This window comes from Micromonospora sp. AB353, assembly GCF_049538395.1.
Taxonomy (GTDB): domain Bacteria; phylum Actinomycetota; class Actinomycetes; order Mycobacteriales; family Micromonosporaceae; genus Micromonospora; species Micromonospora aurantiaca.
The window spans coordinates 1-23,482 of record NZ_JBMVFV010000027.1 but is presented as its reverse complement, the minus strand read 5'-3'; the positions used below and the strand labels follow the sequence as shown (position 1 = coordinate 23,482).

Below are 23,482 nucleotides of genomic sequence, written 5' to 3'. Positions count from 1 at the left end.
GAACTTTTCCGACAGATGGGGCATATGCCGCCGAGTGTCCGACGTTTTCGATCACAGATGTGTGAGGCGCGGACCGCTCGGGTACCGAGGGGTTCATCCGGAACCGGCATCCCGCGCGGACCGCCGCCCGGTAGCTGGCAACGAACATTCTCCGCGGTGCCGCGCGGGAGGAGGGGTGCTGATGTCGAACGTACGTAGGCTGCCTGGACCGATCGACGAGCTCTGGGACTGGCAGCGGCTCGGAGCCTGCCGTGGCCGCGACAGCGCGCAGTTCTTCCACCCGGACGGCGAGCGCGGCTCCTCCCGGCTGCGCCGCGAGACCGGCGCCAAGTCGGTCTGCCGCGCCTGCCCGGTACGCGCCGAGTGCGCCGCCCACGCGCTCTCCGTGCGCGAGCCGTACGGCGTCTGGGGCGGGTTCAGCGAGTCCGAGCGGCTGCGGCTGCTCGCCCTCGGCTGGGAGGACCTGGCCGACCGCCGGCAGACCAAGGTGGACATCGCCCGGCTGGAGGCACGCCTCGGCCGCCCGCACAACACCGCCGTGCCGGACCAGCGCAAGGTCGCCTGACCGGTTCCACGACCTCCGACGCCGCGCCCCGCAACCCCGGGGCGCGGCGTCGTGTCGTCCCGTCCCGGCCCTCGCGTGATCAACACCAGCTCGGCGAGGTGGTCATATCACTGAGCCTTTGATGCCACCACTTCGGGGAACTGGTGTTGATCTTTCGGAGGTGGGGCGGCCGGGTCAGGTGACCGTGACTCTCACTGTGTGCCATCCGGTTGCGCCGTCGGGGGCGACCGGGGCGGGCTGTTCCGTCTGGGTCTCACCAGTCGTGTCCGTCGCCCGTACCTGGAGCGTGTGCTCGCCCGGCGTCGCGTCCCACCGCCACGACCACTGCACCCAGGTGTCCGCCGACACGGCAGACGCCAGTGTCGCCTCCTGCCAGGGGCCGCCGTCCACGCGGACCTCCACGCGGCTGATGCCGCGGTGCTGCGCCCACGCCACACCGGCCACCGTCACCGGTCCGGCGGCCGGGCGGCTGCGGGGCCGGGGCGTGTCGATCCGGGACTGCGTCTTGATCGGGCCCTGCGCGGACCAGCCGCGCGGCACCCAGTACGCGTCGAAGTCGGCGAAGCTGGTCAGCTCCAGCTCGGTGAGCCACTTGCAGGCCGACACGTACCCGTACAGGCCGGGCACCACCATCCGCACCGGGAAGCCGTGCTGGATCGGCAGCGGCTCGCCGTTCATGCCGACCGCGAGCAGCGCGTCCCGGCCGTCGCGCAGCACCGAGGTGGGTGTGCCGCAGGTCCAGCCGTCGACCGCGCGGCCCACCACCTGGTCCGCGCCGTCGGCCGGGTCGGCCTCGTCGAGCAGCTCCTTGATCGGTACGCCGAGCCAGCGCGCGTTGCCGATCAGGTCGCCGCCCACCTCGTTGGAGACGCAGGCGAGCGTCACGTACCGCTCGACCATCGGGCGGGCCAGCAGGTCGTCGAAGCTCAGCTCGATCGGGTTGCGCACCCGCCCGTGGATCCGCAGCCGCCAGGTGGCCGGGTCCACCTGCGGCACCACCAGCGCGGTGTCGATCCGGTAGAACTCCCGGTTCGGCGTGACGTACGGCGCGAGCCGGGGCAGTGACAGGTCCGCTCCGGCCGGTACCTGCGGGGCGGGCGCCACCGGGGCGGGCAACGTCACCGCCTCCCGGGCCGCCGACACGCCGCGCCGGCCGGCCAGCCAGTGCCCGCCCAGCCCGGCCACCGCAGCAGCGCCGGTGAGCAGCCCGGCACCGCGCAGGAACCGCCGCCGCGACTCCGCGTCGTCGTGCCGGACCGGCTCCCAGCCACCCGGGGTCTTCTCCTCCCCCGCGAGCGCGGCGACCGCCGGGGGCGGTGCCGGCTGCGTGGCCACGTCCCGGCCGGGCCCCAGCGGGCCGGCCACGAACGCCCAGAGCGTCAGCGCGCCCAGTCCGCCGCCGACCAGCGAGGGCAGCGCGTCGAACGCGTCCGCTCCGGCCCGGGTCAGCGCGGCGGCGACGCCGAGCACCGTGAACGCGGCGACGCCGGCCAGGCCGATCACCAGCCGCCGGGCCGCCGCCAGACCGAGCAGCGCCCCGAAGGCGGCCAGCAGCAGCGCCGTCCCGGCCAGCAGGGCGATCTTGTCGTACGTGCCGAAGACGTCGATGGCGAACTGCTTGAGCGGCTCGGGCACCAGGTCGACGACGAGTCCGCCGACGGCGACGAGCGGCGCGGACCGGGGACCGGTCAGGACCGCCACGGGTTCGGCGGTGCCGAGTGCCACCACTGCGGCGACGACACCGGCCAGCGCCGCGCGGCGGCGGGAGAGGGTGCTCACGGCACCCAGTCTGATCGACCCGCCGGTCCGGCTGCCAATTCCGTCAGCGTTCCGTAAGGACATATGCGTCAGGGCACACCACCGGGTCGGCGGTGTGCCCTGACGTCGGGCCGTACTGCTCGGTCAGAAACCCGGGCCGTGCTGGTGGCCGTGGCCGTGCGAGTGGCCGTGTCCACCGGCGGCCGGCTCCGGCTCGGCCGGCTTCTCCACCACGAGGCTCTCGGTGGTGAGCAGCAGGCCGGCGATCGAGGCGGCGTTGCTGACCGCGTTGCGGGTCACCTTCACCGGGTCGATGATGCCGGACTTGGCCAGGTCGACGTACTCGCCGGTGGCGGCGTCGAGGCCGTGGCCCCAGTCCTGGCCGACGACCTTCTGCACCACCACGTAGCCGTCGTGGCCGGCGTTCTGGGCGATCCAGCGCAGCGGCTCGACGAGCGACTTGCGCACGATCGAGACGCCGACCTTCTCCTCACCGGTGAAGCCCAGGTCGTCGTCGAGCACCGGCAGGATCTGGGCCAGGGCGGCGCCGCCACCCGGGACCGTACCCTCCTCGACCGCGGCCTTGGTCGCGGCGATGGCGTCCTCGATGCGGTGCTTGCGCTCCTTCATCTCGACCTCGGTGGCCGCGCCGACCTTGATCACGGCGATGCCGCCGGAGAGCTTCGCCAGCCGCTCGGCCAGCTTCTCCCGGTCCCACTCGGAGTCGGAGGCCTCGATCTCCTTACGGATCTGCGCGACCCGGTCGGCGACCTCGGCGGCCTGCCCGCCACCGTCGACGACAGTGGTGTTCTCCTTGTCGACCACGACGCGGCGGGCGGTGCCCAGCACCTCCAGGCCGACCTGGTCGAGCTTGTAGCCCAGCTCCGGGGCGACCAGCTCGGCACCGGTGAGGATCGCCATGTCCTGCAGCATCGCCTTGCGGCGGTCGCCGAAGCCGGGGGCCTTGACCGCGCAGACCTTGACGGTCTTGCGCAGCGCGTTCACCACGAGCGTCGACAGGGCCTGGCCCTCGACGTCCTCGGCGACGATGAGCAGCGGCTTGTTGTTCTGGAGGACCTTCTCCAGCAGCGGCAGCAGCTCCTCGATCGCCGAGATCTTCTGGGTGGTGATCAGGATGTACGGGTCCTCCAGGACCGCCTCCTGCGCCTCCAGGTCGGTGACGAAGTTCGGGGAGATGAAGCCCTTGTCGAACTGGAGACCCTCGGTCACCTCCAGCTCGGTGGTGAGCGCGGAGCCCTCCTCGACGGTGATGACGCCGTCGCGGCCGACCTTCTCCATCGCCTCGGCGATCAGCTCGCCGATCGCGGCGTCCTGCGCGGAGACGGTCGCGACGTGCGCGATCGACTCCTTGCTGGAGACCTCGACGGCCTTGCCGAGCAGCGCCTCGGAGACCTTGGCGGCCGCCGCGTCGATGCCCCGCTTCAGGCCGGTCGGGTTGGTGCCGGCGGCCACGTTGCGCAGGCCCTCACGGACCATCGCCTGGGCCAGCACGGTGGCGGTGGTGGTCCCGTCGCCGGCGACGTCGTTGGTCTTGGTCGCCACCTCCTTGACCAGCTGCGCGCCGAGGTTCTCGTACGGGTTGGTGAGCTCGATCTCCTTGGCGATGGTCACGCCGTCGTTGGTGATCGTGGGCGCACCGAACTTCTTGTCCAGGACGACGTTGCGCCCGCGCGGGCCGAGGGTGACCTTCACCGCGTCCGCGAGGGCGTTGACACCGTGCTCCAGCAGGTGCCGGGCGTCGTCCGAGAAGCTGAGGATCTTCGCCATCAGTATCCCTTCGAAGCGACGTTGCCCCGGCCCGGCGAGCCGGACCGGGGCAACGACACTGATCGGTTGCTTACTTCTCGATGACCGCGAGGACGTCGCGGGCGGAGAGCACCAGGTACTCCTCGCCGGCGTACTTGACCTCGGTGCCGCCGTACTTCGAGTAGAGGACGGTGTCGCCGACCTTCACGTCGATCGGCACGCGGTTGCCCTTGTCGTCGATCCGGCCCGGGCCGACAGCGAGGACGGTGCCCTCCTGCGGCTTCTCCTTGGCGGTGTCGGGGATCACGATGCCCGAGGCGGTGGTGGTCTCGGCCTCGTTCGCCTGGACCACGATGCGGTCCTCGAGCGGCTTGATCGCAACCTTGGTCGCGGTAGTCACGGGCATACCCTCCCGGGTACTTGGTGTCGTTGCCGGCCGGCACGCCGACCAGCGTCAATCTGCCACATGCCACCGGGCGGGGCCGTCGTCGCGGGTGCCGGTCCGCCTGGCGCTCAACCCCCGGGCACGAGGCTCGGGCGTTGGCACCCTCAGGGTGAGAGTGCTAATCGCAGGTTATTCCTCGGCTAGCACTCCGTCAAGGAGAGTGCCAACGCGTCGCCCTCCGTGTCGCGCCGGAACCGGGCCGGGAGAATGAGCGCGTGGATCTCGACCAGCTCGCCGCGCTGCGTACCCCCGAGGGGTCGGCGGCGCTCGCCGCGGCCGAGCGGGTGGCCGGCGGCGACCCGCTGGCGGCGGCGGCCGCGCTGCGCTCGGCCGGCATCCCCGGCGGGCTCGCGGCCGCGGCGCTGACCCAGGCGGAGCTGCGCCGCCGGGCGGCCGGCAAGTTCGGCCCGGTCGCGGCCGGGATGTTCCTCACCCGGGCCGGGCTGGAGCAGGCCACCCGTCGCGCGGTCGCGGACCGGCGCGCCGCGCGGCTGCGCGCCGCGGGCGTGACCACGCTGACCGACCTGGGGTGCGGCCTGGGCGCCGACGCGCTCGCCGCGGGCCGCGCCGGCATCCGGGTGTACGCGGTGGAGGCCGACCCGCTCACCGCCGAGATGGCCGCCGCGAACGCCGGGGCGGCCGGGCTCGCCGACCTGGTGACAGTCGAGTGCGGTGACGCCACGGCGTTCGACGTGAGCCCTGTCGACGCGGTGTTCTGCGATCCGGCGCGGCGGCGGGCCGGCACCGGGCGGCGCGTGTTCGACCCGAACGCCTACTCGCCGCCGTGGGACTTCGTCACCGGCCTGGCCGCGCGGGTGCCGCGCACCGTGGTGAAGGTGGCACCCGGGCTGGACCACGCGCTGATCCCGGCCGGCGCCGAGGCGGAGTGGGTGAGTGCGGACGGCGACCTGGTCGAGGCCGCGCTGTGGTGCGGCGACCTGGCCGAGGTCCCCCGCCGCGCCACAGTGCTGCGCGAGAAGGAAGGGCCCCTTCTTAACGCCTCGGGTAGTAAAAGGGTCCCCTCCTATCAGCTCACCGGGACCGGGGTGGTCGAGGCGCCGGTGGGGCCGGTGCGGCGGTTCCTCTACGACCCGGACCCGGCGGTGGTACGCGCGCACCTGGTCGCCGAGCTGGCCGCCGACCTCGACGCCACGCTCGCCGACCCGTCGATCGCCTACCTGTACGCCGACGAGGCCCGGCCCACCCCGTTCGCCCGCTGCCTGGAGATCACCGACGTGCTGCCGTTCTCGCTGAAGCGGCTGCGCGCGCTGCTGCGGGAGCGACGGGTCGGCCGGGTCGAGATCCGCAAGCGCGGGTCGGCGCTGGAGCCGGAGAAGCTGCGCCGTGACCTGCGGCTCTCCGGCGAGGCGGCGGCCGACCTGGTGCTGACCCGGGTCGCCGGCGACCCCACGGTGCTCGTGTGCCGGCCGGTTCCGGCGGGCGGCTGACCCGCGGCGCGCGGTTTCGGCTCGCGGTGGGCCGACGACCGGGCTAGCTTGATCCGGTGGCGGGCCCTGGCACTCCGGCGATCGCGTTGCTGAGCAAGCGGAAGATCGCCCACAGCACCCACACCTACGACGTCTCGCCGGACGCGCCGAACTACGGCGCGCTCGTCGCGACCGCGCTCGGGGTGGCGCCGGAGCGCGTGTTCAAGTCGCTCGTCACCGAGGTCGACGGCGGGCTGACGGTGGCGGTGGTGCCGGTGACCGGCGAGCTGGACCTGAAGGCGCTCGCCGCCGCGGCCGGCGGCAAGCGGGCGACGATGGCGGACCGTACGACGGCCGAGCGGGCGACCGGATACGTCCGCGGTGGCATCAGCCCGCTGGGGCAGCGCAAGCGGCTACCGACGGTCATCGACGCCTCCGCGCTGACGCACCCGACCGTGTACGTCTCGGCGGGCCGCCGGGGGTTGCAGGTGCAGCTCGCGCCGACCGATCTGGTGGCGCTCACCGGGGCGACGACGGCATCGATCACCGCCGCCTGAGCGGGCTCGTGACGGTACGTGTGGGAGCGTTCCCGGAGCGCACTCTCCCGGCGGTGTCCCGCGGGTGACAACCGCGTTGCTGAATTGTTACCGCCGCCAACAAACTTCTGACCTCGGCAGTCTTGCGGTGCATGGGAAGCGGGGAATACGTTGCCGGGCACAACAAAACATCACCACTCCCCCACCTCCGAAAGGACCCTGCACATGCGCAAGGGCTTCCTCACCTTCGCGGCCGTCGGTCTCCTCGCGACCGGCAGCATGGCCGCCTGCGGTGACAACGGCGGTTCCTCCGACGAGGCCGGCGGCTCCAACGCCAAGAAGCCGAAGATCGGCGTGATCCTGCCGGACAGCAAGTCCTCCGCCCGCTGGGAGGGCGCGGACCGCAAGTACCTGAAGGCGGCGTTCGACGCGGCCGGCGTCGAGTCCGACATCCAGAACGCGCAGAACGACAAGACCGCGTTCCAGACCATCGCCGACCAGATGATCACCAACGGCGTCAACGTCCTGATGATCGTCAACCTGGACTCCGGCACCGGCAAGGCCGTGCTCGACAAGGCCAAGTCGCAGGGCGTGGCGACCATCGACTACGACCGGCTGACCCTGGGCGGCTCCGCCCAGTACTACGTCAGCTTCGACAACGAGGCCGTCGGCAAGCTCCAGGGCGAAGGCCTGAGCAAGTGCCTGACCGACAAGGGCGTCAAGAACCCGTCGATCGCGTACCTCAACGGCTCGCCGACCGACAACAACGCCACCCTGTTCAAGAACGGGTACGACTCGGTACTCAAGCCGAAGTTCGACTCGAAGGAGTACACCAAGGTCGCCGACGACTCGGTGCCGGCCTGGGACAACGCGCAGGCCGCCACGATCTTCGAGCAGCAGCTGACCAAGGCCGGCGGCAAGATCGACGGCGTGCTCGCCGCCAACGACGGTCTCGGCAACGCGGCCATCTCGGTGCTGAAGAAGAACAAGCTCAACGGCAAGGTTCCGGTGACCGGTCAGGACGCCACCAAGGAGGGCCTGCAGAACATCCTCGCCGGTGACCAGTGCATGACGGTCTACAAGGCGGTCAAGAAGGAGGCGGACGCCGCCGCCGAGCTGGCCATCGCACTCGCCAAGGGTGAGCGGAAGGACACCGGCCAGACGGTCAAGGACCCGGAGGGCGGCCGAGACGTGCCGTCGGTGCTGCTGGAGCCCAAGGCCATCTACAAGGACAACGTCAAGGACGTGGTGGCTGACGGCTACGTCACCAAGGACGAGCTCTGCACCGGTGCCTTCGCGAAGCTCTGCACCGACGCCGGCGTGAGCTGACCCACCCGCCTCAGGCGGTGCCGCCCGGCACGGGAGAACCCGTGCCGGGCGGCACCCGCGCCGGACGGGATCCGAGACCTCCCTCCGCCCAAAGGAGAACCCCGTGTCCGCAACCCCCCTGCTGGAGCTACGCGGGATCGACAAGAGCTTCGGTCCCGTCCAGGTGCTGCGTGACGTCGCCTTCGCCGCGCACGCCGGCGAGGTGACCGCGCTCGTCGGTGACAACGGCGCCGGCAAGTCGACCCTCGTCAAGTGCATCAGCGGCATCCACCCCACCGACGCCGGCGAGTTCGTCTTCGACGGCCGGGCGGTCAGCATTAACAGCCCCCGCGACGCCGCCGCGCTCGGCATCGAGGTCGTCTACCAGGATCTCGCGCTCTGCGACAACCTCGACATCGTGCAGAACATGTTCCTCGGCCGAGAGAAGCGCAGCGGCATCGTGCTCGACGAGCCGACCATGGAGCAGATGGCCGCCGAGACGCTCGCCGGCCTGAGTGTGCGCACCGTGAAGTCGCTGCGCCAGCACGTCTCCAGCCTCTCCGGCGGCCAGCGGCAGACAGTCGCCATCGCCAAGGCCGTGCTCTGGAACAGCCGGCTGGTCATCCTGGACGAGCCGACCGCCGCGCTCGGCGTCGCGCAGACCGCCCAGGTGCTGGAGCTGGTGCGCCGGCTGGCCGACAACGGCCTGGCCGTGGTGCTCATCTCGCACAACATGAACGACGTCTTCGCCGTCTCCGACCGGATCGCTGCGCTCTACCTCGGCCAGATGGTCGCCCAGGTGAAGACCACAGACATCACCCACTCGCAGGTGGTCGAGCTGATCACCGCCGGCCGCTCCGGCAGCCTCGGCCTCACCGGCGAGCCGGGCGGCAACGGCGCCGCGCCCGCCGACACCACTCCAGGAGCCGTCCGATGACCGCCACCGTCGTGAAGAAGGAAGGCCCGGCCGGCGTCACCTCGGCACCGACCCTGGGCAGCCACGTCAACAACTACTGGCGCCGGGTACGCGGCGGCGACATCGGCGCGCTCCCCGCCGTGGTCATGCTCGTGGCGCTGGCGGTGGGCTTCTCGATCGCCCGCCCGTCGTTCTTCACCGCCGGCAACCTGGCGAACCTGTTCACCCAGGGCGCGGCGGTCACGCTCATCGCCATGGGCCTGGTCTTCGTCCTGCTGCTCGGCGAGATCGACCTCTCCGCCGGATTCGCCAGCGGCGTCTGCGCCGCGATCCTGGCCAACGTCGTGACGGTACTCGGCTACCCCTGGTACGTGGCGGTGCTCTCCGCCGTCGTAACCGGCGTGGTGATCGGCACCGTGCTGGGCCTGCTGGTCGCCAAGGTCGGTATCCCCTCCTTCGTGGTCACGCTCGCCGGGTTCCTGGCCTTCCAGGGCGTCGTGCTGACGCTCATGGACGAGGGTGCCAACATCGCGGTCCGGGACGATGTGCTCGTGGCGATCGCCAACCGCAACCTCTCGCCCGTCCTGGGCTGGTCGCTCGCTGCCGTCGCCGTCGCCGGGTACGCGGCCGTGCAGTTGCTGCGGCACCGGAACCGGGCCGCCCGCGGCCTGCTCACCGACCCGATCGCGGTGGTCGCCGGCCGGATCGCCGGCCTGGCCGTGATCCTCGGCGTGGCGGTCTACGTGCTCAACCTGGAGCGCAGCCGCAACGTGCTCGTCGTCTCGCTCAAGGGCGTGCCGATCGTGGTGCCGATCATCGCGCTCCTGCTCGTCGTCTGGACGTTCGTGCTCCAGCGCACCAGCTACGGGCGGCACATCTACGCGGTCGGCGGCAACGCCGAGGCGGCCCGCCGGGCCGGCATCAACGTCGACCGGATCCGCATCTCCGTGTTCATCATCTGCTCCTCGATGGCCGCGATCGGCGGCATCGTGGCCGCCAGCCGGGCCAACTCGGTCGACCCCAACACCGGTGGCAGTAACGTACTGCTCTACGCCGTCGGCGCGGCGGTGATCGGCGGCACCAGCCTCTTCGGCGGCAAGGGCCGGGTTCTCGACGCCGTGCTCGGTGGCGCGGTGGTGGCGGTCATCGACAACGGTATGGGACTGATGGGATACAGCTCGGGCGTCAAGTTCGTGGTCACCGGCGTGGTGCTGCTCGCCGCCGCGACCATCGACGCGCTGTCGCGCCGGCGGGCCGCCGCCACCGGCACGCGCTGACCCGGGGTACGGGAACACCATGGCAGTGGCAATGCGCGCGGGCCCCAGTCAGGACGAGATCCGTCGGCAGAACCTGGGCGCATTGCTCCGCTATGTACACGTCCACGGCGCCACCACGCGGGCCGAGCTGACCACAGCGCTCGGCCTCAACCGCAGCACCATCGGCGCGCTGACCGCCGACCTGGCCGGCGCCGGTCTGGTCAGCGAGGGGACGCCGAAGGAGACCGGCCGGGCCGGACGACCGTCACTCGTCGTCCGGCCCGAGTCGGGTCGGGTCTACGCGTACGCGTACAGCGTCGAGGTGGACCGGCTGCGGGCCGCGCGGGTCGGGCTCGGCGGTGAGGTGCTCGACCGCCGGGAGATGGACCGGCCGCGCAACCTGGTCGCCGGGGAGGCCGCTCCGCTGCTCGCCGGCGCGGTCAAGGAGATGCACCAGTCGGTGCCGACGGATGCGATCTGCGTGGGCGCCGGGCTGGCGGTCTGCGGCATGGTCCGCCGGGAGGACGGGCTGGTCCGGCTCAGCCCGACCACCGGCTGGGTGGACGAGCCGATCGGTGCCGCGCTCGCCGTCGAGCTGGGGATAGACGTACCGATCACGGTGGGCAACGTGGCCGACGTGGCCGCGTACGCCGAGCACGCCCGCGGTGCGGCGGTCGGCTGCGACAACGTCATCTACCTCTACGGCGACGTCGGCGTGGGCGCGGGCATCATCGCCGGAGGGCGGCGGCTGACCGGGCACGGCGGCTACGGCGGCGAGGTCGGCCACATGGTGGTGGTCCGCGACGGGGTGCGCTGCGACTGCGGCCGGCGCGGCTGCTGGGAGACCGAGATCGGCGAGCACGGGCTGCTGCGCGCCGCCGGCCGGTCCGAGGCGCGCGGCCGGGACGCACTGCTCGCCGTCTTCGACGCTGCCGACCGCGGTGACGCCCGCGCCCAGACCGCGGTACGGCAGGCCGGCGACTGGCTCGGCTTCGGCGTCGCGAACCTGGTGAACATCTTCAACCCGGAGATGGTCATCTTCGGTGGCACCATGCGTGACCTCTACCTGGCCGCCGCCGCGCAGGTGCGCAGCCGGCTCAACTCGAACGGGCTGCCCGCGTGCCTGGAGCACGTGCGGCTGCGTACCCCGAAGCTCGGTGACGACGCGGCGCTGATCGGCGCCGCGGAGCTGGCGTTCGAACGACTCCTCGCCGACCCGCTGAACTGATCGGCCCGCCGATCCGTACCAGTGTGCGGACGGGCGGCCGGCTTGCGCGGCCGTCCACGACCCCGCGTACCGGTCCGGACCGAGGAGGCACCGCAACCATGGCATCGCTGGAATCCGCACGCCGCAAGCTGGCGCACCGGGTGGTACTGCTGCTCGCCGCGCTGGGCGCGGGGATCGGCGTCGTTCCCGGGACGGCGCAGGCCGCACCCAACCCCGGCGTGCAGATGAACGCCGCCGACATGACGCTGCTCAACGGTGTACGGCTGGCCGGGCTGTGGGAGATGCCGGCCGGGCAGATGGCGGCGGAGAAGGGCCAGTCCGCCCGGGTACGCGAGGTCGGCGCGGAGATCGCCAAGCAGCACGCGGAGCTGGACCAGCTGGTGGTCGAGGCGGCCAACAAGCTCGGCGCCACCCTGCCGACCGATCCGACGACCGAGCAGAAGGGGTGGCTGACCGAGATGCAGAACGCCACCGGTGCCCGGTTCGACCAGATCTTCGTCACCCGGCTGCGGGTCGCCCACGGCAAGATCTTCCCGGTGATCGGCGCGGTCCGGGCCAGCACCCGCGACCCGATCGTCCGCAAGCTGGCCGAGGACGCCAACACGTTCGTCAACGACCACATGACCATGCTGGAGAGCACCGGGCTGGTGCGCTGGCAGCAGTTGCCGCCGGCTGCGCTGCCGCCCGCGCAGAGCGACTCGCTCGTCGCCGCCGCCCAGGCCAACGTGGGCAGCGGCGGTGGACTCCAGGTGGGCACCGGTGTGGTGTGGGCGGTGTTCCTGATCGCGCTCGGCACCGGCGGGTACGCGACCTGGCGGCTGACCCGCCGCGCGTGAGCCGTCCGTCGATCGGGCCCCGGCGCGTCCGCCGGGGCCCGTCGCGCGTTCTCAGCCGTGCCAGGAACGCCACAGCGCGGCGTACGAACCACCGGCCGCGACCAGCTCGTCGTGTGATCCCAGCTCGGTGATCCGGCCGTCGGCGACCACCGCCACGCGGTCCGCGTCGTGCGCGGAGAAGAGCCGGTGCGCGATGGCGATGACGGTACGGCCGTGCAGCACCGCCGCCAGCGACCGTTCCAGGGCCCGGGCCGCCCGCGGGTCGATCAGCGAGGTGGCCTCGTCCAGCACCAGCGTGTGCGGGTCGGCGAGCACCAGCCGGGCCAGCGCGAGCTGCTGCGCCTGCGCGGGGGTGAGCGGGTGGCCGCCCGCGCCGACCGCCGTGTCGAGCCCGTCCGGCAGGGCCAGCGCCCAGTCCAGTGCGTCGACGGCGGCCAGCGCCGCGCGTACCCGCGCCGGGTCGGCGTCCGGCCGGACCATCGCCACGTTGTCGGCGAGCGTGCCGATGAACACGTGGTGCTCCTGACTGACGAGCGCGACGTGGGTACGCAGCTCGGCCAGGGGCATTCCGGCCAGCGGCCGGCCGTCCACAGTCACCGTGCCGGCGCGCGGCGCGTGCACGCCGGCCAGCAGCCGGCCCAGCGTCGACTTGCCCGCCCCGGACGGGCCGACCATCGCGAGCCGCTCCCCCGGCCGGGGTTCCAGCGTCACGCCGTGCAGCACGTCGTGTCCCGGGCGGTACGCGTACCGGACGTCGTGCGCGGCGAGCCGGCCCGTGCCGCCGGTCCGGGCCGGCGCGGCGGGTGCCGGGGAGCGCTCGTCCGGTTCGGCGGCCACCCCGAGCAGCCGGGCCAGCGAGGCACCGCCGACCTGGAACTCGTCCAGCCAGCCGAGCAGCCGCTCGATCGGGTCGGTGAGCTGCTGGGCGTAGAGCGTGGCGGCGGTGACCTGGCCGAGGCTGGCCCAGCCCTTCAGGTGGAACCAGCCGCCGATGAGCAGGGTCGCCACCATCGGCACCAGGTAGCCGAACTCGGCCACCGGCCAGAACACGGTACGCAGGTAGAGCGTGTAGCGCTCGGCCGCGTACGACCGGCTGATGTCCGCGTCGCCGCGCGCCCGGCGGCGGGCCGCCTGCCGCAGCGCCTCGGTGGTCCGCGCCCCCTCGACCGTCTCGCTGATCCCGTCGGTGATGTCCGAGTAGGCGGCGTTCTCCCGCAGGTAGCCCTGCGGCGCGCGGCGCAGGTACCAGCGGGTGCCGGCCCACAGCACCGGCACGGCCAGCAGGCTGGGCAGCGCCAGCAGCGGGCCGGTCAGCACCAGCGCGCCGAGGATCAGCAGCACGGTCAGCGCCGCGATGAGCGTCTCCGGGCCGGCGAACCGGACCGTACGGGACAGCGCGGCGACGTCCCGCGAGGTACGGGTGAGCAGGTCACCGGTGCCGGCCCGCTCCACTGTGGCGAGCGGCAGCGCGAGCACCCGGTCGACGAACTCCTCCCGCAGTTCGGCGAGCACCCGCTCACCGAGCCGGGCCGAGGCCAGGTGCGCGAAACGGACCAGCACCGCCTGCACCACCACGAACGCGGCGATGGCCGCGACGACCCGGTCCACGGTCGTCGCGGAGATGCCCTGGGAGATCCCCTCCACCAGGTCACCGAGCAGGCGCGGGGCGACGAGCCCGGCGCCGGCGGCGAGCGCGTGCAGGCCGAGCGCGACGGCCAGGCCACGCGGGTGACGGCGGATCAGCTCGCGCACGTACCGGCGGACCTGGGCGATGTCGGCGACGGGCAGCGCGTTGCTCATCGGTCCTCCTCCCGGCTCACCGTCGCGGCGTAGCGCGGCTCGGCGGCGAGCAGTTCCTCGTGCCGGCCCTCGGCGACGACCTTGCCGTCCTCGACGAAGACCACGTGGTCGGCGTGACCGAGCACCAGCGGGCTGGTGGTGCAGACGAGCGTGGTGCGGCCGTGGCGGGCCGGGCCGAGCCGTTCGGCGATGCGCGCCTCGGTGTGCGCGTCCACCGCGCTGGTCGGCTCGACCAGGATCAACGTCTCCGGGTCGGCGACGAGCGCGCGGGCCAGCCGCAGCCGTTGCCGCTGCCCGCCGGAGAACTCCCGGCCGCGTTCGGCGACCTCGCCGTCCAGGCCGCCGGGCAGCGCCTCGACGATGTCGGTGGCACTCGCCGCGGCCAGCGCCGCCGCCACCGCGCCGGGCTCGGCCCGGTCGTGCGGGTCCAGCTCCGTGCGCAGCACGCCGCTGAACAGCTGCGCGTCGTTGTCGGCCACCAGAATCCGCTCCCGCACCGTCGCCAGCGCCACGTCCCGCAGTGGTACGCCGTGCAGCGTGACGTCCCCGTCGGCGTACCGGCCGAGCCGGTCGGCGATCTCGGTGGCGTCCTGCGGGGTGGCGGCGGCCAGCGCGGTGAGCCGGCCCGGTCGCAGCACGAGTCCGGACCGTACGTCGGCCAGCTCGCCCGGCCCGGCCGGCACCGGCACCGGCGTGGCCGGGTCGGTGAACTCCGGCGCGAGCCGCAGCAACCGGACGACCCGGCGGGCCGCGACGTGTCCCCGGGTCAGCTTGTCGGCCGCCTCGGTGAGGTTGCGCAGCGGGCTGACCAGGAACGCGGTGTAGCCGTAGAACGAGACCAGCTCGCCGGCGCTGATCTCGCCGCGCAGCGCGAACCGGGCGCCCAGCCAGGTCACCAGCACCACGAAGACGCCGGGCAGCAGAATCTGCGCGGCCTGCAGGAGCGACTCGACCCGGGCCACCCGCAGCCCGTCCGCGCGCAACGCCTGCGACCGTTGCCGGTAGCGCTCGGACAGCACCGGCTCGCCACCGACTCCACGCAGCACGCGCAGGCCGGAGACGATGTCCGCGGCCCGGGCGGTGAGCCGGCCGGTCGAGTCCCGGTACGCGGCCTGCTGCCGGTGCAGCGGGCGGATCAGCAACGCCACGAGCGCCATCAGCAGCGGCACCCCGAGCACCACCACGAGGCCGAGCGGCTGGGAGGCGTTGAGCAGGATCACCGCGACGGTGACGATGCCGACCACCGAGCCGGCGCCCCGGGCGGTGATGTCGACGGCGCTGCCGATGTGCTCGATGTCGGCGGTGCCGATGCTCACCACCTCGCCCGCCGCGACCCGCCGGGGCAGCGCGGCGCCGAGCCGGTTCGTGGCGTCCACGGTGACCTGCACGGTGCGGTACGCGGCGCCGAGCCAGTTGTGCACCGCGCAGCGGTGGCGCAGGATCCCGGCGACGGCCTGCACCAGACCCAGCCCGAGCAGGGCCAGACTCCAGCGCACCAGCGCGTCCGGGTCGCGTTGGGCCAGGCCGGCTTCCACGGCGCGGCCGAGCACGGCCGGCACCAGCGCCTGGGCCAGCATCCAGATCACGCCGAGCGCGAGACCGGCGCCGAAGATGACGGGGTGCCGCCCGGCGAGCCACACGAGGTATCGGGTGGCCGACCGCGCGTCGGGGGTGCCGGGATCGCCGGCCGGTGAGAAGCGCATGACCCACCGACGCTAGGTGCCGGGGTGATCCGGGCGCCAACCAATTCCGGCCGTCGTGACGACCCTCGCGTCAGCGGTCGACCTGGGTGAAGTCCCAGCTGTGCGGCGGGCGGGCGATCAGCCGGGCCGGCGGCTCGGGCAGTTCCCGGGGGTTGTTGCGCCACTTGGTGATGACCACGAGTCGGTGGTCGGTGGAGGAGAAGACCTCACTGGAGACGTGCATCGGGTCGTGCTCGAACTCGGGCAGCGCGGTCTCGCAGACCCAGGTGATCAGGTCGGCGAAGCCGTACGGCTCGGCCTTGGCCTCCCACATCCGGACGATCATGTCGGTCTCCTCCCCGCTCACACGCTGACCACTGTCAGCGGCATCGCCGAGTCGGCCGGCAGGTCCAGCCGGCTCGGCGCGACGCCCGCGGCCACCAGATGGGAGCCGAGCGCGGCCACCATCGCGCCGTTGTCCGTGCAGAGCTTCGGCCGGGGCGTACGCACCCGGATGCCGTGCCTGCCGGCCCGCTGCTCGGCCATCGCCCGCAGCCGGGAGTTGGCCGCCACACCGCCGCCGATGACAAGCGTGTCGATGCCGCTGGTGCGGCAGGCGTCGATCGCCTTGCCGACCAGCACGTCACAGACCGCCTCCTGGAAGGACGCGGCCACGTCGGCGACCGGCACCGGCTCACCGGCCCGCTGCCGCGCCTCCACCCAGCGGGCCACAGCCGTCTTCAGGCCCGAGAAGGAGAAGTCGTACCGGTGACCGACCAGGTCCTTCGCGGCGGTCAGCCCGCGCGGGAAGGCGATCGACGCCGGGTCACCGGCGCGCGCCTCGCGGTCGATGTACGGCCCGCCGGGGAACGGCAGCCCGAGCAGCCGGGCCACCTTGTCGAACGCCTCGCCGGCCGCGTCGTCGATGGTGGCGCCGAGCGGGACCACGTCACGGGCCAGGTCGTCGACGCGCAGCAGCGAGGAGTGCCCGCCGGAGACCAGCAGCGCGATCGCGGGCTCGGGCAGCGGGCCGTGTTCGAGCGTGTCCACCGCGACGTGCGCGGCGAGGTGGTTCACGCCGTACACCGGCTTCTCCGCCGCCACCGCGTACCCCTTGGCGGCGGCGACCCCGACGAGCAGCGCGCCGGCCAGGCCCGGCCCGGAGGTCACGGCGATGGCGTCGATGTCGGCGAGGGTGACGCCCGCTTCGCGCAGCGCCCGGTCCATGGTCGGCACGATGGCCTCCAGGTGGGCGCGGCTGGCCACCTCGGGCACCACGCCGCCGAACCGGGCGTGCTCCTCGACGCTGGAGGCGAGCGCGTCGGCGAGCAGTGTGTGCCCGCGCACGATGCCCACGCCGGTCTCGTCGCAGGAGGTCTCGATGCCGAGGATCAGGGGTTCGTCAGCCATGCGCGTCAGTCCTCGTTGCGCTGCATGACCAGCGCGTCGGTGTTGCTCGGTTGGTAGTAGCCGCGCCGTACGCCGATCGGCTCGAAGCCGTAGGTGGCGTAGAGCCGTTGCGCGGGCGCGTTGTCCGCGGCGACCTCCAGCAGCGTGCTGCGGGCGCCGCGCCGGGCCGCCTCGGCGAGCAGCGCCTCCAGCAGCAGCCGGCCGATCCCCCGGCGCTGGGCGTCCCGGCGGACCGCGACGTTCTGCACCCACGCCTCGTCGGGCGGGGACACGGCCAGCCCGGCGTAACCGAGGACGGCGCCGTCGTCGTCGGTGGCGACCAGGTAGAAGTGCCCGTTGGCGAGTTCGTTCCAGAACATCGCCGCCGACCACTGCTCGGCGCCGAAGAGGTCCGCCTCGATGGGCAGCACCTCGTCGATGTGCCACCAGCGGAACCGGCCCAGCCTCATGGCAGGACCGGCTTGTGGCCGGTGGCCGCGACCGCGTCCGGCCGGCGCAGGTAGAGCGGGGTCAGCGTCTCGCCGGGCGCGCCCGCGCGGATCCGCGGCGCGGCGAGCCGGGCCAGCGCCAGCGGGTCCGGGTAGCGCGGCTCGTCGCGGACCGGCAGCCCCAGCACGTCCGCGTACCGGTGCGCGCCGTCGCCGACCGCGACGGTGACCGCCAGGTCGCGCGCCCGCTCCGCGACCACCGCCGGGGCCGCCACCTCCGGGCCGGCCAGGCGCTGGCCGGCGCCGTCGTAGACGGCCCAGTAGATCTCCCGGCGCCGCGCGTCGCTCGCCGCCAGCACCGGCTCGCCGGCGGCCGCCGGGTGGCCGAGCCCGTCCAGCGAGCAGACGCCGTACGTGGGCACGCCGAGCACCTGCCCCATGGTGGCGGCGGTGACCAGCCCGACGCGCAGCCCGGTGAACGGGCCCGGGCCGAGGCCGGCGACGATCGCGGCCAGGTCGGCGGGCCGTGCACCGACGTCCGCCAGCACGGCGTCGACCTGCGGCGCGAGCAGCTCGCCGTGGGCGCGGGCGTCGACGGTGCACCGGGACGCGCGGACCGCGACGCCGTCCGCCGAGACCTCGGCCAGGGCCGCGGTCACCGCAGGCGTCGAGGAGTCCACCACGAGTACGAGCACGGTAAGCCAGCCTAGCCGTCCACTCCGCCCGCGCCCGGCACGCCCTCGGCACGCCCTAGCCGGCTCACCCAGCAGGCGCTGGCCGCCCGGTCCGGGCTCAGTCAGGCCGCCATCGCCCGGATCGAACGCGGCGACCGGCTGCCGAGTTTGACCACCGCGGACCGCCTGCTCGCCGCGCTCGGCCGGCAACTGCGGATCGAGGTCGAGCCGCTGGACAGCCACCTGGACGCCGCGCTGGACGAGATGGCCGGGACGGTGCTTGCCGAGCGGATCGAAGTGCTCCGGCTGGATCGGATCACGGAGGCCCTGGGCGACCTGCCGTACGTGCTGTCGGGCGGCACGGCGGCCCTGCTGCAGGTCGCGCCACTGCCGGTGGACGCGGTGGAGATCGCGGTGCGCTGGCGGGACTCGCCGCAGTTCAGCGCGCTCCTCGATCGGACCTACGCGCAGCGCTGGAACGCCCGATGGCAGGAGTGGGGCGGCATCCACACGGAGCCCGAGGAGCCGGGCGAGCACCGTTGGCTGACCCGCTACGGCGAGCTGCGGGCCCGGATGTGCAACGAACTGCCCGAGCCCATCGAGGTCCGCCTCGGCGAACGTACGTACCCGGTCGAGCCGCTGGTCGAGGTGGAGGTGACCGACCGGCGCACAGCCGAGCTGCTGTCCCGGTACCGCCGGCGCCTCGCCGCGGCGACGGGCGAGGCGCCGGACCGGTCAGCCGGCTGAGCGCTCCCAGTCGATGGTGGGCAGCCCCGCGTCGGCCAGCGCCTTGTTCGCGGCGCTGAACGGGCGGCTGCCGAGGAAACCGCGCGGGTTCATCGGGCTCGGGTGCCCGGCCTCCAGCACCACGTGCTGCGGGTTGGTCACCAGCGCCGCCTTCTTGCGCGCGTAGCCGCCCCAGAGCAGGAACACCACGCGCTGGTCGAGCGCGTCGAGCGCCCGGATGGTGGCGTCGGTGAACTCCTCCCAGCCCTTGTTGGCGTGCGAACCGGGGGTGGCCTGCCGGACCGTCAGCACCGAGTTGAGCAGCAGGACACCCTGTGCGGCCCAGCCGTCGAGGTTGCCGCTGCGCGGCTTCGGCACGCCCAGATCCTCGCCCAGCTCCTTGAAGACGTTGCGCAGCGACGGCGGCACCGCCACCCCCTCGCGCACGCTGAAGCTCAGCCCGTGCGCCTGGCCCGCCTTGTGGTAAGGATCCTGCCCGAGGATCAGCACCCGGGTGTCGGCCGGCCCGCACAGCCGGTAGGCGGAGAAGAGGTCCTCCAGCGGCGGGAAGACAGTGGCGGTCGCGTACTCCCGGGTGACGAACTCGGCCAGCGCCGCGGTGCGGGCCGGGTCCAGGTGCGGGGCGAGCGCCTCCCGCCACGGATCGGGCAGGAGTGCCATCAGGTCGAGGGCGGGGGCGTCGTCGGGCATCGGCAACCTTTCGCAGTCGTCCCCGGGACTCTAGGCAGCGGGTACGACAACGCTCAGCCGAGGGTGGCCAGCCGGGCGGCCCAGTCGCCGCCGACCGGCTCCAGCGTGACCGCCCGGGTGTCGTCGTCGCGGCGGTCGATGCGTACCCGCAGGTGCGCGTCGACCAACTGCTCGACCATCCCCTCGCCCCACTCCACCACGGTGACCGCCTCGTCCACCGAGGCGTCCAGGTCGAGGTCGTCGATCTCCGCGCGCGGGTCGGCGGCCTCACCCAGGCGGTACGCGTCGGCGTGCACGAGCGTCACCCGGCCGCCCCGCGCCGGGTCGGGCCGGTGCACCCGGGCGATGACGAAGGTGGGCGAGGTGATGTCCCCGCGTACGCCGAGGCCGGCGCCGATGCCCTGGGTCAGCGCGGTCTTGCCGGCCCCGAGCGGGCCGCTGAGCAGCAGCAGGTCACCGGCCCGCAGCACACCGGCAAGCCGCCGCCCGAACTCGTGGGTGTCGTCGACCGTCTTCAGCTCCACGACCACTGTCATAGCGAATCCAGGAACCTCTCCAGCGCCGCGTTCACCTCGTCGGCGTGCTCCAGCATCACCACGTGCCCGCTGTCGTTGATCTTCACGAACTCGGCGTGCGGCAGCCGCCGGACGATCTCCTCGGAGTGCGTCACCGGCGTGATCATGTCCTTGTCCCCCACGATCACCAGCACCGGAGTGCCGGCCAGCGCCGCCAGCGCCGGGAACCGGGAGTGGGTGGCGATCGTGCGCAGGTAGCGGGTGACCGTGTCGGCCGAGGTGCGCGAGTTCATCATCTCGACGTACGACACCAGGGCCGGGCTCGGCTTCGACGTGCCGAAGCCGTACTTGCGGGTGAGCAGCCAGGCCACGTTCGAGGTCGACCGGCGCGCCCGGTCGATCACCGTGCCGCCGTACCGGGTGGCGTTGCTCATCATGTAGAGCACCGGCGAGCCGACGCGGCCGAGCAGCGCGGGCGCGACCAGCTTGGTCTCCGCCGCCAGACCGCCCGAGGTCGCCATCAGCACGGTGCCGACCACGCGGTCACCGAACATCTCCGGGTACAGCTCGGCCAACGCCATGATCGTCATGCCGCCCATCGAGTGCCCGACCAGCACCAGCGGACCCTCCGGGGCCACCTCGTCGAGTACCCGGCGCAGCGTGTGGCCCAGCGCGGTCAGGTCGTACTCGCCGCTCTCCAGCCGGCCGGAACGGCCGTGCCCCGGCTGGTCGTACGCGACCACCCGGTAGTCGCCGCGCTCGGCGAGCCGCTTGCGCTGGAAGTGGAACGTGCCCATGTCCAGGCAGAACCCGTGCACCAGCACCACCGTCGGGTGCCCGGCGACCGGACGGGCCGGCTCGACCACCTCCACGTGGATGTCGGTGCCGTCCGGCATCTCCAGCCGGTACGCCTCGTCGTAACGCTGCTCGCCGAAGACCTCGTCGGCGTACCGATCGGTGGGGTCGTTCTTGAGCCGGCGGACCAGCACCCGCTCGCTGACCACGCCCGCCGCGAGCCCGGCGGCGGCCACACCGACGGCGGCGCCGACCAGCCCGGCGACCTTGCCGGCGGCGGTACGCGGTCGCGGCAACCGGACACTCATGCGCGCTCACCGTCGTAGACGCGGGGCACGCGCACCCCGCCGAAGCGGGTCACGATCTCGTAGTTGATGGTGCCGACCGCCTCGGCCCAGTCGTCGGCGGTGGGCTCGCCGTCCGCGCCACTGCCGAACAGCGTCACCACGTCGCCGGCGGCCACCTCGTCGTCGCCGCAGTCGACCACGAACTGGTCCATGCAGACGCGCCCGGAGATGGTCCGGCGCTTGCCGGCGAGGTGCACCGGGCCGGTGTTGGAGGCGTGCCGGGGCACCCCGTCGGCGTAGCCGAGCGGCACCACCGCGAGGTTGGCCTCCTGCTCGGTCAGGTAGGTGTGCCCGTAGGAGACGCCGGTGCCGGCCGCGACGCGCTTGGTGAGCATCACCCGGGCACGGGCGGTCATGGCCGGACGCAGCCCGAACTGCTCGCCCGCGACCGGCGACAGCCCGTAGACGGCGATGCCGGGCCGGACCAGGTCGAAGTGGGTGTCCGGCCGGGTCAGCGTGGCGGCCGAGTTGGCCAGGTGCCGGTAGCGCGGACGCAGCCCGGCGCGCGTCACCATCTCCAGCCCTTCGTGGAAGACGGCGAGCTGGCGGTCGGTGGTGGGGTGGCCCGGCGAGTCCGCGTACACGAAGTGGCTCCACACGCCGACCACCTCGACCAGGCCGTCGGCCTGGGCCTTCGCGGCGGCCTCCAGCAGCGCCGGCCAGTCGGCGACGGTGGCGCCGCCCCGGGCCAGCCCGGTGTCGATCTTGAGGTGCAGCCGGGCCGCGCGGTCCGCCCGGCGGCTCGCCTCGATCATCTCGTCGAGCTGGGTGAGGCTGGCGCAGCCGAGGTCGACGCCGACGGTGATCCCGTCGTGCAGCGGCAGGCCGGGGTCGAGTAGCCAGGCCAGCACCGGCGCGGTGATGCCCGCCTCACGCAGCCGCAACGCCTCGTCCAGCGTGCAGACGCCGAGCTGGTCCGCCCCCGCGTCGAGCGCCGCCCGGGCGGCGGGCACCATGCCGTGGCCGTAGCCGTCGCCCTTGACCACCGCCATCAGCTCGGCGCTGGTGCCGGCCTTGAGCCGGGTCACGTTCTCCCGGATCGCGTCCAGGTCGACGCGCACCTCCGACTGCCACATGTCCTCAGCCTACTTCCGTCAGTGATCATCGGCGCCGTGAGCCGTGCGGGCGGTGCCCGTCGCCACCGGGCGTCGCCGCCCGGATCAGCCCAGCCGGGCCAGTACCGGACGCAACGCCGCCGCCACGTCGGGCGCGGTCACCGGACCGCCGCGCGCCGCCTCCCGGCCGGCCAGCCCGTGCAGGTACGCCGCGGCGGCCGCCGCCCGCTCCGGCGCGAGCCCGGCGGCGAGCAGCGAGCCCAGCAGCCCGGCCAGCACGTCGCCGGTGCCACCGGTGGCGAGTACCGGGGTGCCGGTCGGGTTCACGTACGCGCGGCCGTCGGGCGTACCGATGATCGTGTGGTCGCCCTTGAGCAGCACCACCGCGTTCATCCAGGCGGCCAGCCGCAGCGCGGCCGCGACCCGGTCCTCCCCCGGCATCTCGCCGCAGAGCCGGGCGTACTCCCGGTCGTGCGGCGTCACCACGATCGGCGCGTCCCGGCCGCGCAGCCGGTCGGCCAGCTTGCCGTCGACGAGCAGCGTCAACGCGTCCGCGTCGAGCACCACCGGCACCGGCGCGGCGAGCACCGCGCGCAGCTCGGCGGCGGAGTCCTCACCGGTGCCGAGCCCGGAGCCGCAGACCCACGCCTGCACCCGGCCCGCGTCGGCGACCCGCCCGGTGGCGATCACCGACGGGTGCTGGTGCAGCACCTCGGCCTTGGCGCTCCCGGCGTAGCGGACCAGGCCGGTGGGGCCGGCGAGCGCCCCGGCGACAGAGAGCACCGCGGCGCCGGGGTAGGTGGCCGATCCGGTGGCCACGCCGACCACACCCCTGGTGTACTTCTCCGACGACGCCCCCAGCGCCGGCCACCAGCCGGTCACGTCCGTCTGCTCGATCACCTGGAGCGCCGGGGTGCCCCGCAGCCACGGCGTCAGCCCGATGTCGACCAGCTCGACCTCGCCGGCCAGCTCGGCGGCCGGGCCGACGACCAGTGCGGGCTTGAGCGCGCCGAAGGCGACTGTCACGTCGGCGCGGACCGCCCGGGGCCGCCCGGCGTCGGTGAGCGGGACGTGGCCGGTGTCGACAGCGACGCCGCTCGGCACGTCGACCGCCACCACGGTGGCGGGCGTGCCGTCGCGCCCGCGCTGCCCGGTCAGGCTCGCGGCCAGCTGCTCCGCCGTCTCGCGGAGCCCTCCGGTGCCGCCGATGCCCACGATGCCGTCGAGCACCAGGTCGACCACCGCGGGCGGCCGGTCGGCCACGCGCCCGCCGGCGGTGCGCAGCGCGGAGATCGGA

At 73.4% G+C, this 23,482-nt stretch carries 22 protein-coding genes and 1 pseudogene; 9 read left to right on the top strand and 14 right to left on the bottom strand.

The annotated features are described in order from the left end of the window. Nucleotides 1–181: 181 nt before the first annotated feature. Nucleotides 182–565, top strand: a complete 384-nt coding sequence (locus tag ACPCK6_RS14075) for a WhiB family transcriptional regulator (protein ID WP_194801376.1) — start codon at nucleotides 182–184, stop codon at nucleotides 563–565. Nucleotides 566–739: 174 nt separating this feature from the next. Here ACPCK6_RS14075 and ACPCK6_RS14070 read toward each other — a convergent pair whose 3' ends face one another. The 3 genes from ACPCK6_RS14070 to groES all read right to left on the bottom strand — a co-directional run bounded on the left by ACPCK6_RS14070 (nucleotide 740) and on the right by groES (nucleotide 4,490). Beyond that, nucleotides 740–2,407, bottom strand: a complete 1,668-nt coding sequence (locus tag ACPCK6_RS14070) for a sulfite oxidase (RefSeq protein WP_396883349.1) — start codon at nucleotides 2,405–2,407, stop codon at nucleotides 740–742. Nucleotides 2,408–2,467: 60 nt separating this feature from the next. After that, nucleotides 2,468–4,111, bottom strand: a complete 1,644-nt coding sequence (gene groL, locus ACPCK6_RS14065; protein WP_423481326.1) for a chaperonin GroEL — start codon at nucleotides 4,109–4,111, stop codon at nucleotides 2,468–2,470. Between the two features lie 70 nt (nucleotides 4,112–4,181). Continuing rightward, nucleotides 4,182–4,490, bottom strand: a complete 309-nt coding sequence (groES, locus tag ACPCK6_RS14060; protein WP_012015047.1) for a co-chaperone GroES — start codon at nucleotides 4,488–4,490, stop codon at nucleotides 4,182–4,184. Nucleotides 4,491–4,750: 260 nt separating this feature from the next. Between groES and ACPCK6_RS14055 the strand changes: the two genes are divergently transcribed. From ACPCK6_RS14055 to ACPCK6_RS14025, 7 genes are all read left to right on the top strand, one after another. Beyond that, nucleotides 4,751–5,983, top strand: a complete 1,233-nt coding sequence (locus tag ACPCK6_RS14055) for a class I SAM-dependent methyltransferase (RefSeq protein ID WP_423481325.1) — start codon at nucleotides 4,751–4,753, stop codon at nucleotides 5,981–5,983. Nucleotides 5,984–6,039: 56 nt separating this feature from the next. Continuing rightward, on the top strand, nucleotides 6,040–6,519 hold the full coding sequence (ybaK, locus tag ACPCK6_RS14050; RefSeq protein ID WP_423481324.1) for a Cys-tRNA(Pro) deacylase: 480 nt from the start codon (nucleotides 6,040–6,042) through the stop codon (nucleotides 6,517–6,519). Nucleotides 6,520–6,723: 204 nt separating this feature from the next. Next, nucleotides 6,724–7,827, top strand: a complete 1,104-nt coding sequence (locus ACPCK6_RS14045) for a sugar ABC transporter substrate-binding protein (protein ID WP_396883353.1) — start codon at nucleotides 6,724–6,726, stop codon at nucleotides 7,825–7,827. A 103-nt stretch (nucleotides 7,828–7,930) separates the two neighbouring features. After that, nucleotides 7,931–8,743 (top strand): ATP-binding cassette domain-containing protein, encoded by an 813-nt coding sequence (locus ACPCK6_RS14040; RefSeq protein WP_396883354.1) that lies wholly within the window; start codon nucleotides 7,931–7,933, stop codon nucleotides 8,741–8,743. Then, complete coding sequence (locus ACPCK6_RS14035) at nucleotides 8,740–9,999, top strand: sugar ABC transporter permease (RefSeq protein ID WP_396883355.1); 1,260 nt, start codon at nucleotides 8,740–8,742, stop codon at nucleotides 9,997–9,999. Before ACPCK6_RS14040 ends, ACPCK6_RS14035 begins: the two co-directional genes overlap by 4 nt. Before the next feature lie 31 nt (nucleotides 10,000–10,030). Then, a complete protein-coding gene (locus tag ACPCK6_RS14030; protein ID WP_396883408.1) occupies nucleotides 10,031–11,206 on the top strand; it encodes an ROK family protein in 1,176 nt (391 codons plus the stop codon). Nucleotides 11,207–11,304: 98 nt separating this feature from the next. Next, nucleotides 11,305–12,042, top strand: a complete 738-nt coding sequence (locus ACPCK6_RS14025) for a DUF4142 domain-containing protein (protein WP_396883356.1) — start codon at nucleotides 11,305–11,307, stop codon at nucleotides 12,040–12,042. A 51-nt stretch (nucleotides 12,043–12,093) separates the two neighbouring features. On the opposite strand, the gene ACPCK6_RS14020 is transcribed toward ACPCK6_RS14025, so the two are convergent. The 6 genes from ACPCK6_RS14020 to tsaB form a co-directional block, all read right to left on the bottom strand. Further along, nucleotides 12,094–13,842, bottom strand: a complete 1,749-nt coding sequence (locus ACPCK6_RS14020; protein WP_423481323.1) for an ABC transporter ATP-binding protein — start codon at nucleotides 13,840–13,842, stop codon at nucleotides 12,094–12,096. Beyond that, nucleotides 13,839–15,545 carry an ABC transporter ATP-binding protein gene (locus ACPCK6_RS14015; RefSeq protein ID WP_396883358.1) on the bottom strand — a complete coding sequence of 569 codons (1,707 nt, stop codon included), beginning with the start codon at nucleotides 15,543–15,545 and terminating at the stop codon, nucleotides 13,839–13,841. The genes ACPCK6_RS14020 and ACPCK6_RS14015 overlap by 4 nt, the downstream gene beginning before the upstream one ends. A 70-nt stretch (nucleotides 15,546–15,615) precedes the next feature. Continuing rightward, nucleotides 15,616–15,870 (bottom strand): hypothetical protein, encoded by a 255-nt coding sequence (locus ACPCK6_RS14010; protein ID WP_396883359.1) that lies wholly within the window; start codon nucleotides 15,868–15,870, stop codon nucleotides 15,616–15,618. Nucleotides 15,871–15,887: 17 nt separating this feature from the next. Further along, on the bottom strand, nucleotides 15,888–16,934 hold the full coding sequence (gene tsaD, locus ACPCK6_RS14005; RefSeq protein ID WP_423481322.1) for a tRNA (adenosine(37)-N6)-threonylcarbamoyltransferase complex transferase subunit TsaD: 1,047 nt from the start codon (nucleotides 16,932–16,934) through the stop codon (nucleotides 15,888–15,890). A 5-nt stretch (nucleotides 16,935–16,939) separates the two neighbouring features. Beyond that, nucleotides 16,940–17,383 (bottom strand): ribosomal protein S18-alanine N-acetyltransferase, encoded by a 444-nt coding sequence (rimI, locus tag ACPCK6_RS14000; RefSeq protein WP_128138934.1) that lies wholly within the window; start codon nucleotides 17,381–17,383, stop codon nucleotides 16,940–16,942. Further along, the gene (gene tsaB, locus ACPCK6_RS13995; protein WP_396883362.1) at nucleotides 17,380–18,057 is read right to left on the bottom strand and encodes a tRNA (adenosine(37)-N6)-threonylcarbamoyltransferase complex dimerization subunit type 1 TsaB; all 678 of its coding nucleotides are present in this window, start codon (nucleotides 18,055–18,057) and stop codon (nucleotides 17,380–17,382) included. Before tsaB ends, rimI begins: the two co-directional genes overlap by 4 nt. Nucleotides 18,058–18,126: 69 nt before the next feature. Between tsaB and relB the strand changes: the two are divergent. After that, nucleotides 18,127–18,783, top strand: a pseudogene (gene relB / locus ACPCK6_RS13990) (type II toxin-antitoxin system RelB family anti-toxin); the annotation flags it as partial. Here relB and ung read toward each other — a convergent pair. The 5 genes from ung to ACPCK6_RS13965 all read right to left on the bottom strand — a co-directional run. Continuing rightward, a complete protein-coding gene (gene ung / locus ACPCK6_RS13985; RefSeq protein ID WP_318335685.1) occupies nucleotides 18,772–19,473 on the bottom strand; it encodes a uracil-DNA glycosylase in 702 nt (233 codons plus the stop codon). The pseudogene relB and the gene ung sit on opposite strands and share 12 nt — an antisense overlap. A 53-nt stretch (nucleotides 19,474–19,526) precedes the next feature. Then, the gene (gene tsaE / locus ACPCK6_RS13980) at nucleotides 19,527–20,009 is read right to left on the bottom strand and encodes a tRNA (adenosine(37)-N6)-threonylcarbamoyltransferase complex ATPase subunit type 1 TsaE (protein WP_423481321.1); all 483 of its coding nucleotides are present in this window, start codon (nucleotides 20,007–20,009) and stop codon (nucleotides 19,527–19,529) included. After that, on the bottom strand, nucleotides 20,006–21,091 hold the full coding sequence (locus ACPCK6_RS13975) for an alpha/beta fold hydrolase (protein WP_318335687.1): 1,086 nt from the start codon (nucleotides 21,089–21,091) through the stop codon (nucleotides 20,006–20,008). The genes tsaE and ACPCK6_RS13975 overlap by 4 nt, the downstream gene beginning before the upstream one ends. Continuing rightward, the gene (gene alr, locus ACPCK6_RS13970; RefSeq protein WP_396883366.1) at nucleotides 21,088–22,206 is read right to left on the bottom strand and encodes an alanine racemase; all 1,119 of its coding nucleotides are present in this window, start codon (nucleotides 22,204–22,206) and stop codon (nucleotides 21,088–21,090) included. The genes ACPCK6_RS13975 and alr overlap by 4 nt, the downstream gene beginning before the upstream one ends. Before the next feature lie 84 nt (nucleotides 22,207–22,290). Further along, the coding region (locus ACPCK6_RS13965; RefSeq protein ID WP_423481320.1) for an NAD(P)H-hydrate dehydratase at nucleotides 22,291–23,482 on the bottom strand (1,192 nt) is incomplete at its 5' end.

Excerpts from the sequence above, each read along its gene's own strand:
- ACPCK6_RS14075 (WP_194801376.1), top strand. The coding sequence starts at position 182 with ATGTCGAACGTACGTAGGCTGCCTGGACCGATCGACGAGCTCTGGGAC.
- ACPCK6_RS14070 (WP_396883349.1), bottom strand. The coding sequence starts at position 2,407 with ATGTCCTTACGGAACGCTGACGGAATTGGCAGCCGGACCGGCGGGTCG.
- groL (WP_423481326.1), bottom strand. The coding sequence starts at position 4,111 with ATGGCGAAGATCCTCAGCTTCTCGGACGACGCCCGGCACCTGCTGGAG.
- ACPCK6_RS14045 (WP_396883353.1), top strand. The coding sequence starts at position 6,724 with ATGCGCAAGGGCTTCCTCACCTTCGCGGCCGTCGGTCTCCTCGCGACC.
- ACPCK6_RS14035 (WP_396883355.1), top strand. The coding sequence starts at position 8,740 with ATGACCGCCACCGTCGTGAAGAAGGAAGGCCCGGCCGGCGTCACCTCG.
- ACPCK6_RS14030 (WP_396883408.1), top strand. The coding sequence starts at position 10,031 with ATGCGCGCGGGCCCCAGTCAGGACGAGATCCGTCGGCAGAACCTGGGC.
- ACPCK6_RS14025 (WP_396883356.1), top strand. The coding sequence starts at position 11,305 with ATGGCATCGCTGGAATCCGCACGCCGCAAGCTGGCGCACCGGGTGGTA.
- ACPCK6_RS14020 (WP_423481323.1), bottom strand. The coding sequence starts at position 13,842 with ATGAGCAACGCGCTGCCCGTCGCCGACATCGCCCAGGTCCGCCGGTAC.
- ACPCK6_RS14015 (WP_396883358.1), bottom strand. The coding sequence starts at position 15,545 with ATGCGCTTCTCACCGGCCGGCGATCCCGGCACCCCCGACGCGCGGTCG.
- ACPCK6_RS14010 (WP_396883359.1), bottom strand. The coding sequence starts at position 15,870 with ATGATCGTCCGGATGTGGGAGGCCAAGGCCGAGCCGTACGGCTTCGCC.
- tsaD (WP_423481322.1), bottom strand. The coding sequence starts at position 16,934 with ATGGCTGACGAACCCCTGATCCTCGGCATCGAGACCTCCTGCGACGAG.
- rimI (WP_128138934.1), bottom strand. The coding sequence starts at position 17,383 with ATGAGGCTGGGCCGGTTCCGCTGGTGGCACATCGACGAGGTGCTGCCC.
- ung (WP_318335685.1), bottom strand. The coding sequence starts at position 19,473 with ATGCCCGACGACGCCCCCGCCCTCGACCTGATGGCACTCCTGCCCGAT.
- tsaE (WP_423481321.1), bottom strand. The coding sequence starts at position 20,009 with ATGACAGTGGTCGTGGAGCTGAAGACGGTCGACGACACCCACGAGTTC.
- ACPCK6_RS13975 (WP_318335687.1), bottom strand. The coding sequence starts at position 21,091 with ATGAGTGTCCGGTTGCCGCGACCGCGTACCGCCGCCGGCAAGGTCGCC.
- alr (WP_396883366.1), bottom strand. The coding sequence starts at position 22,206 with ATGTGGCAGTCGGAGGTGCGCGTCGACCTGGACGCGATCCGGGAGAAC.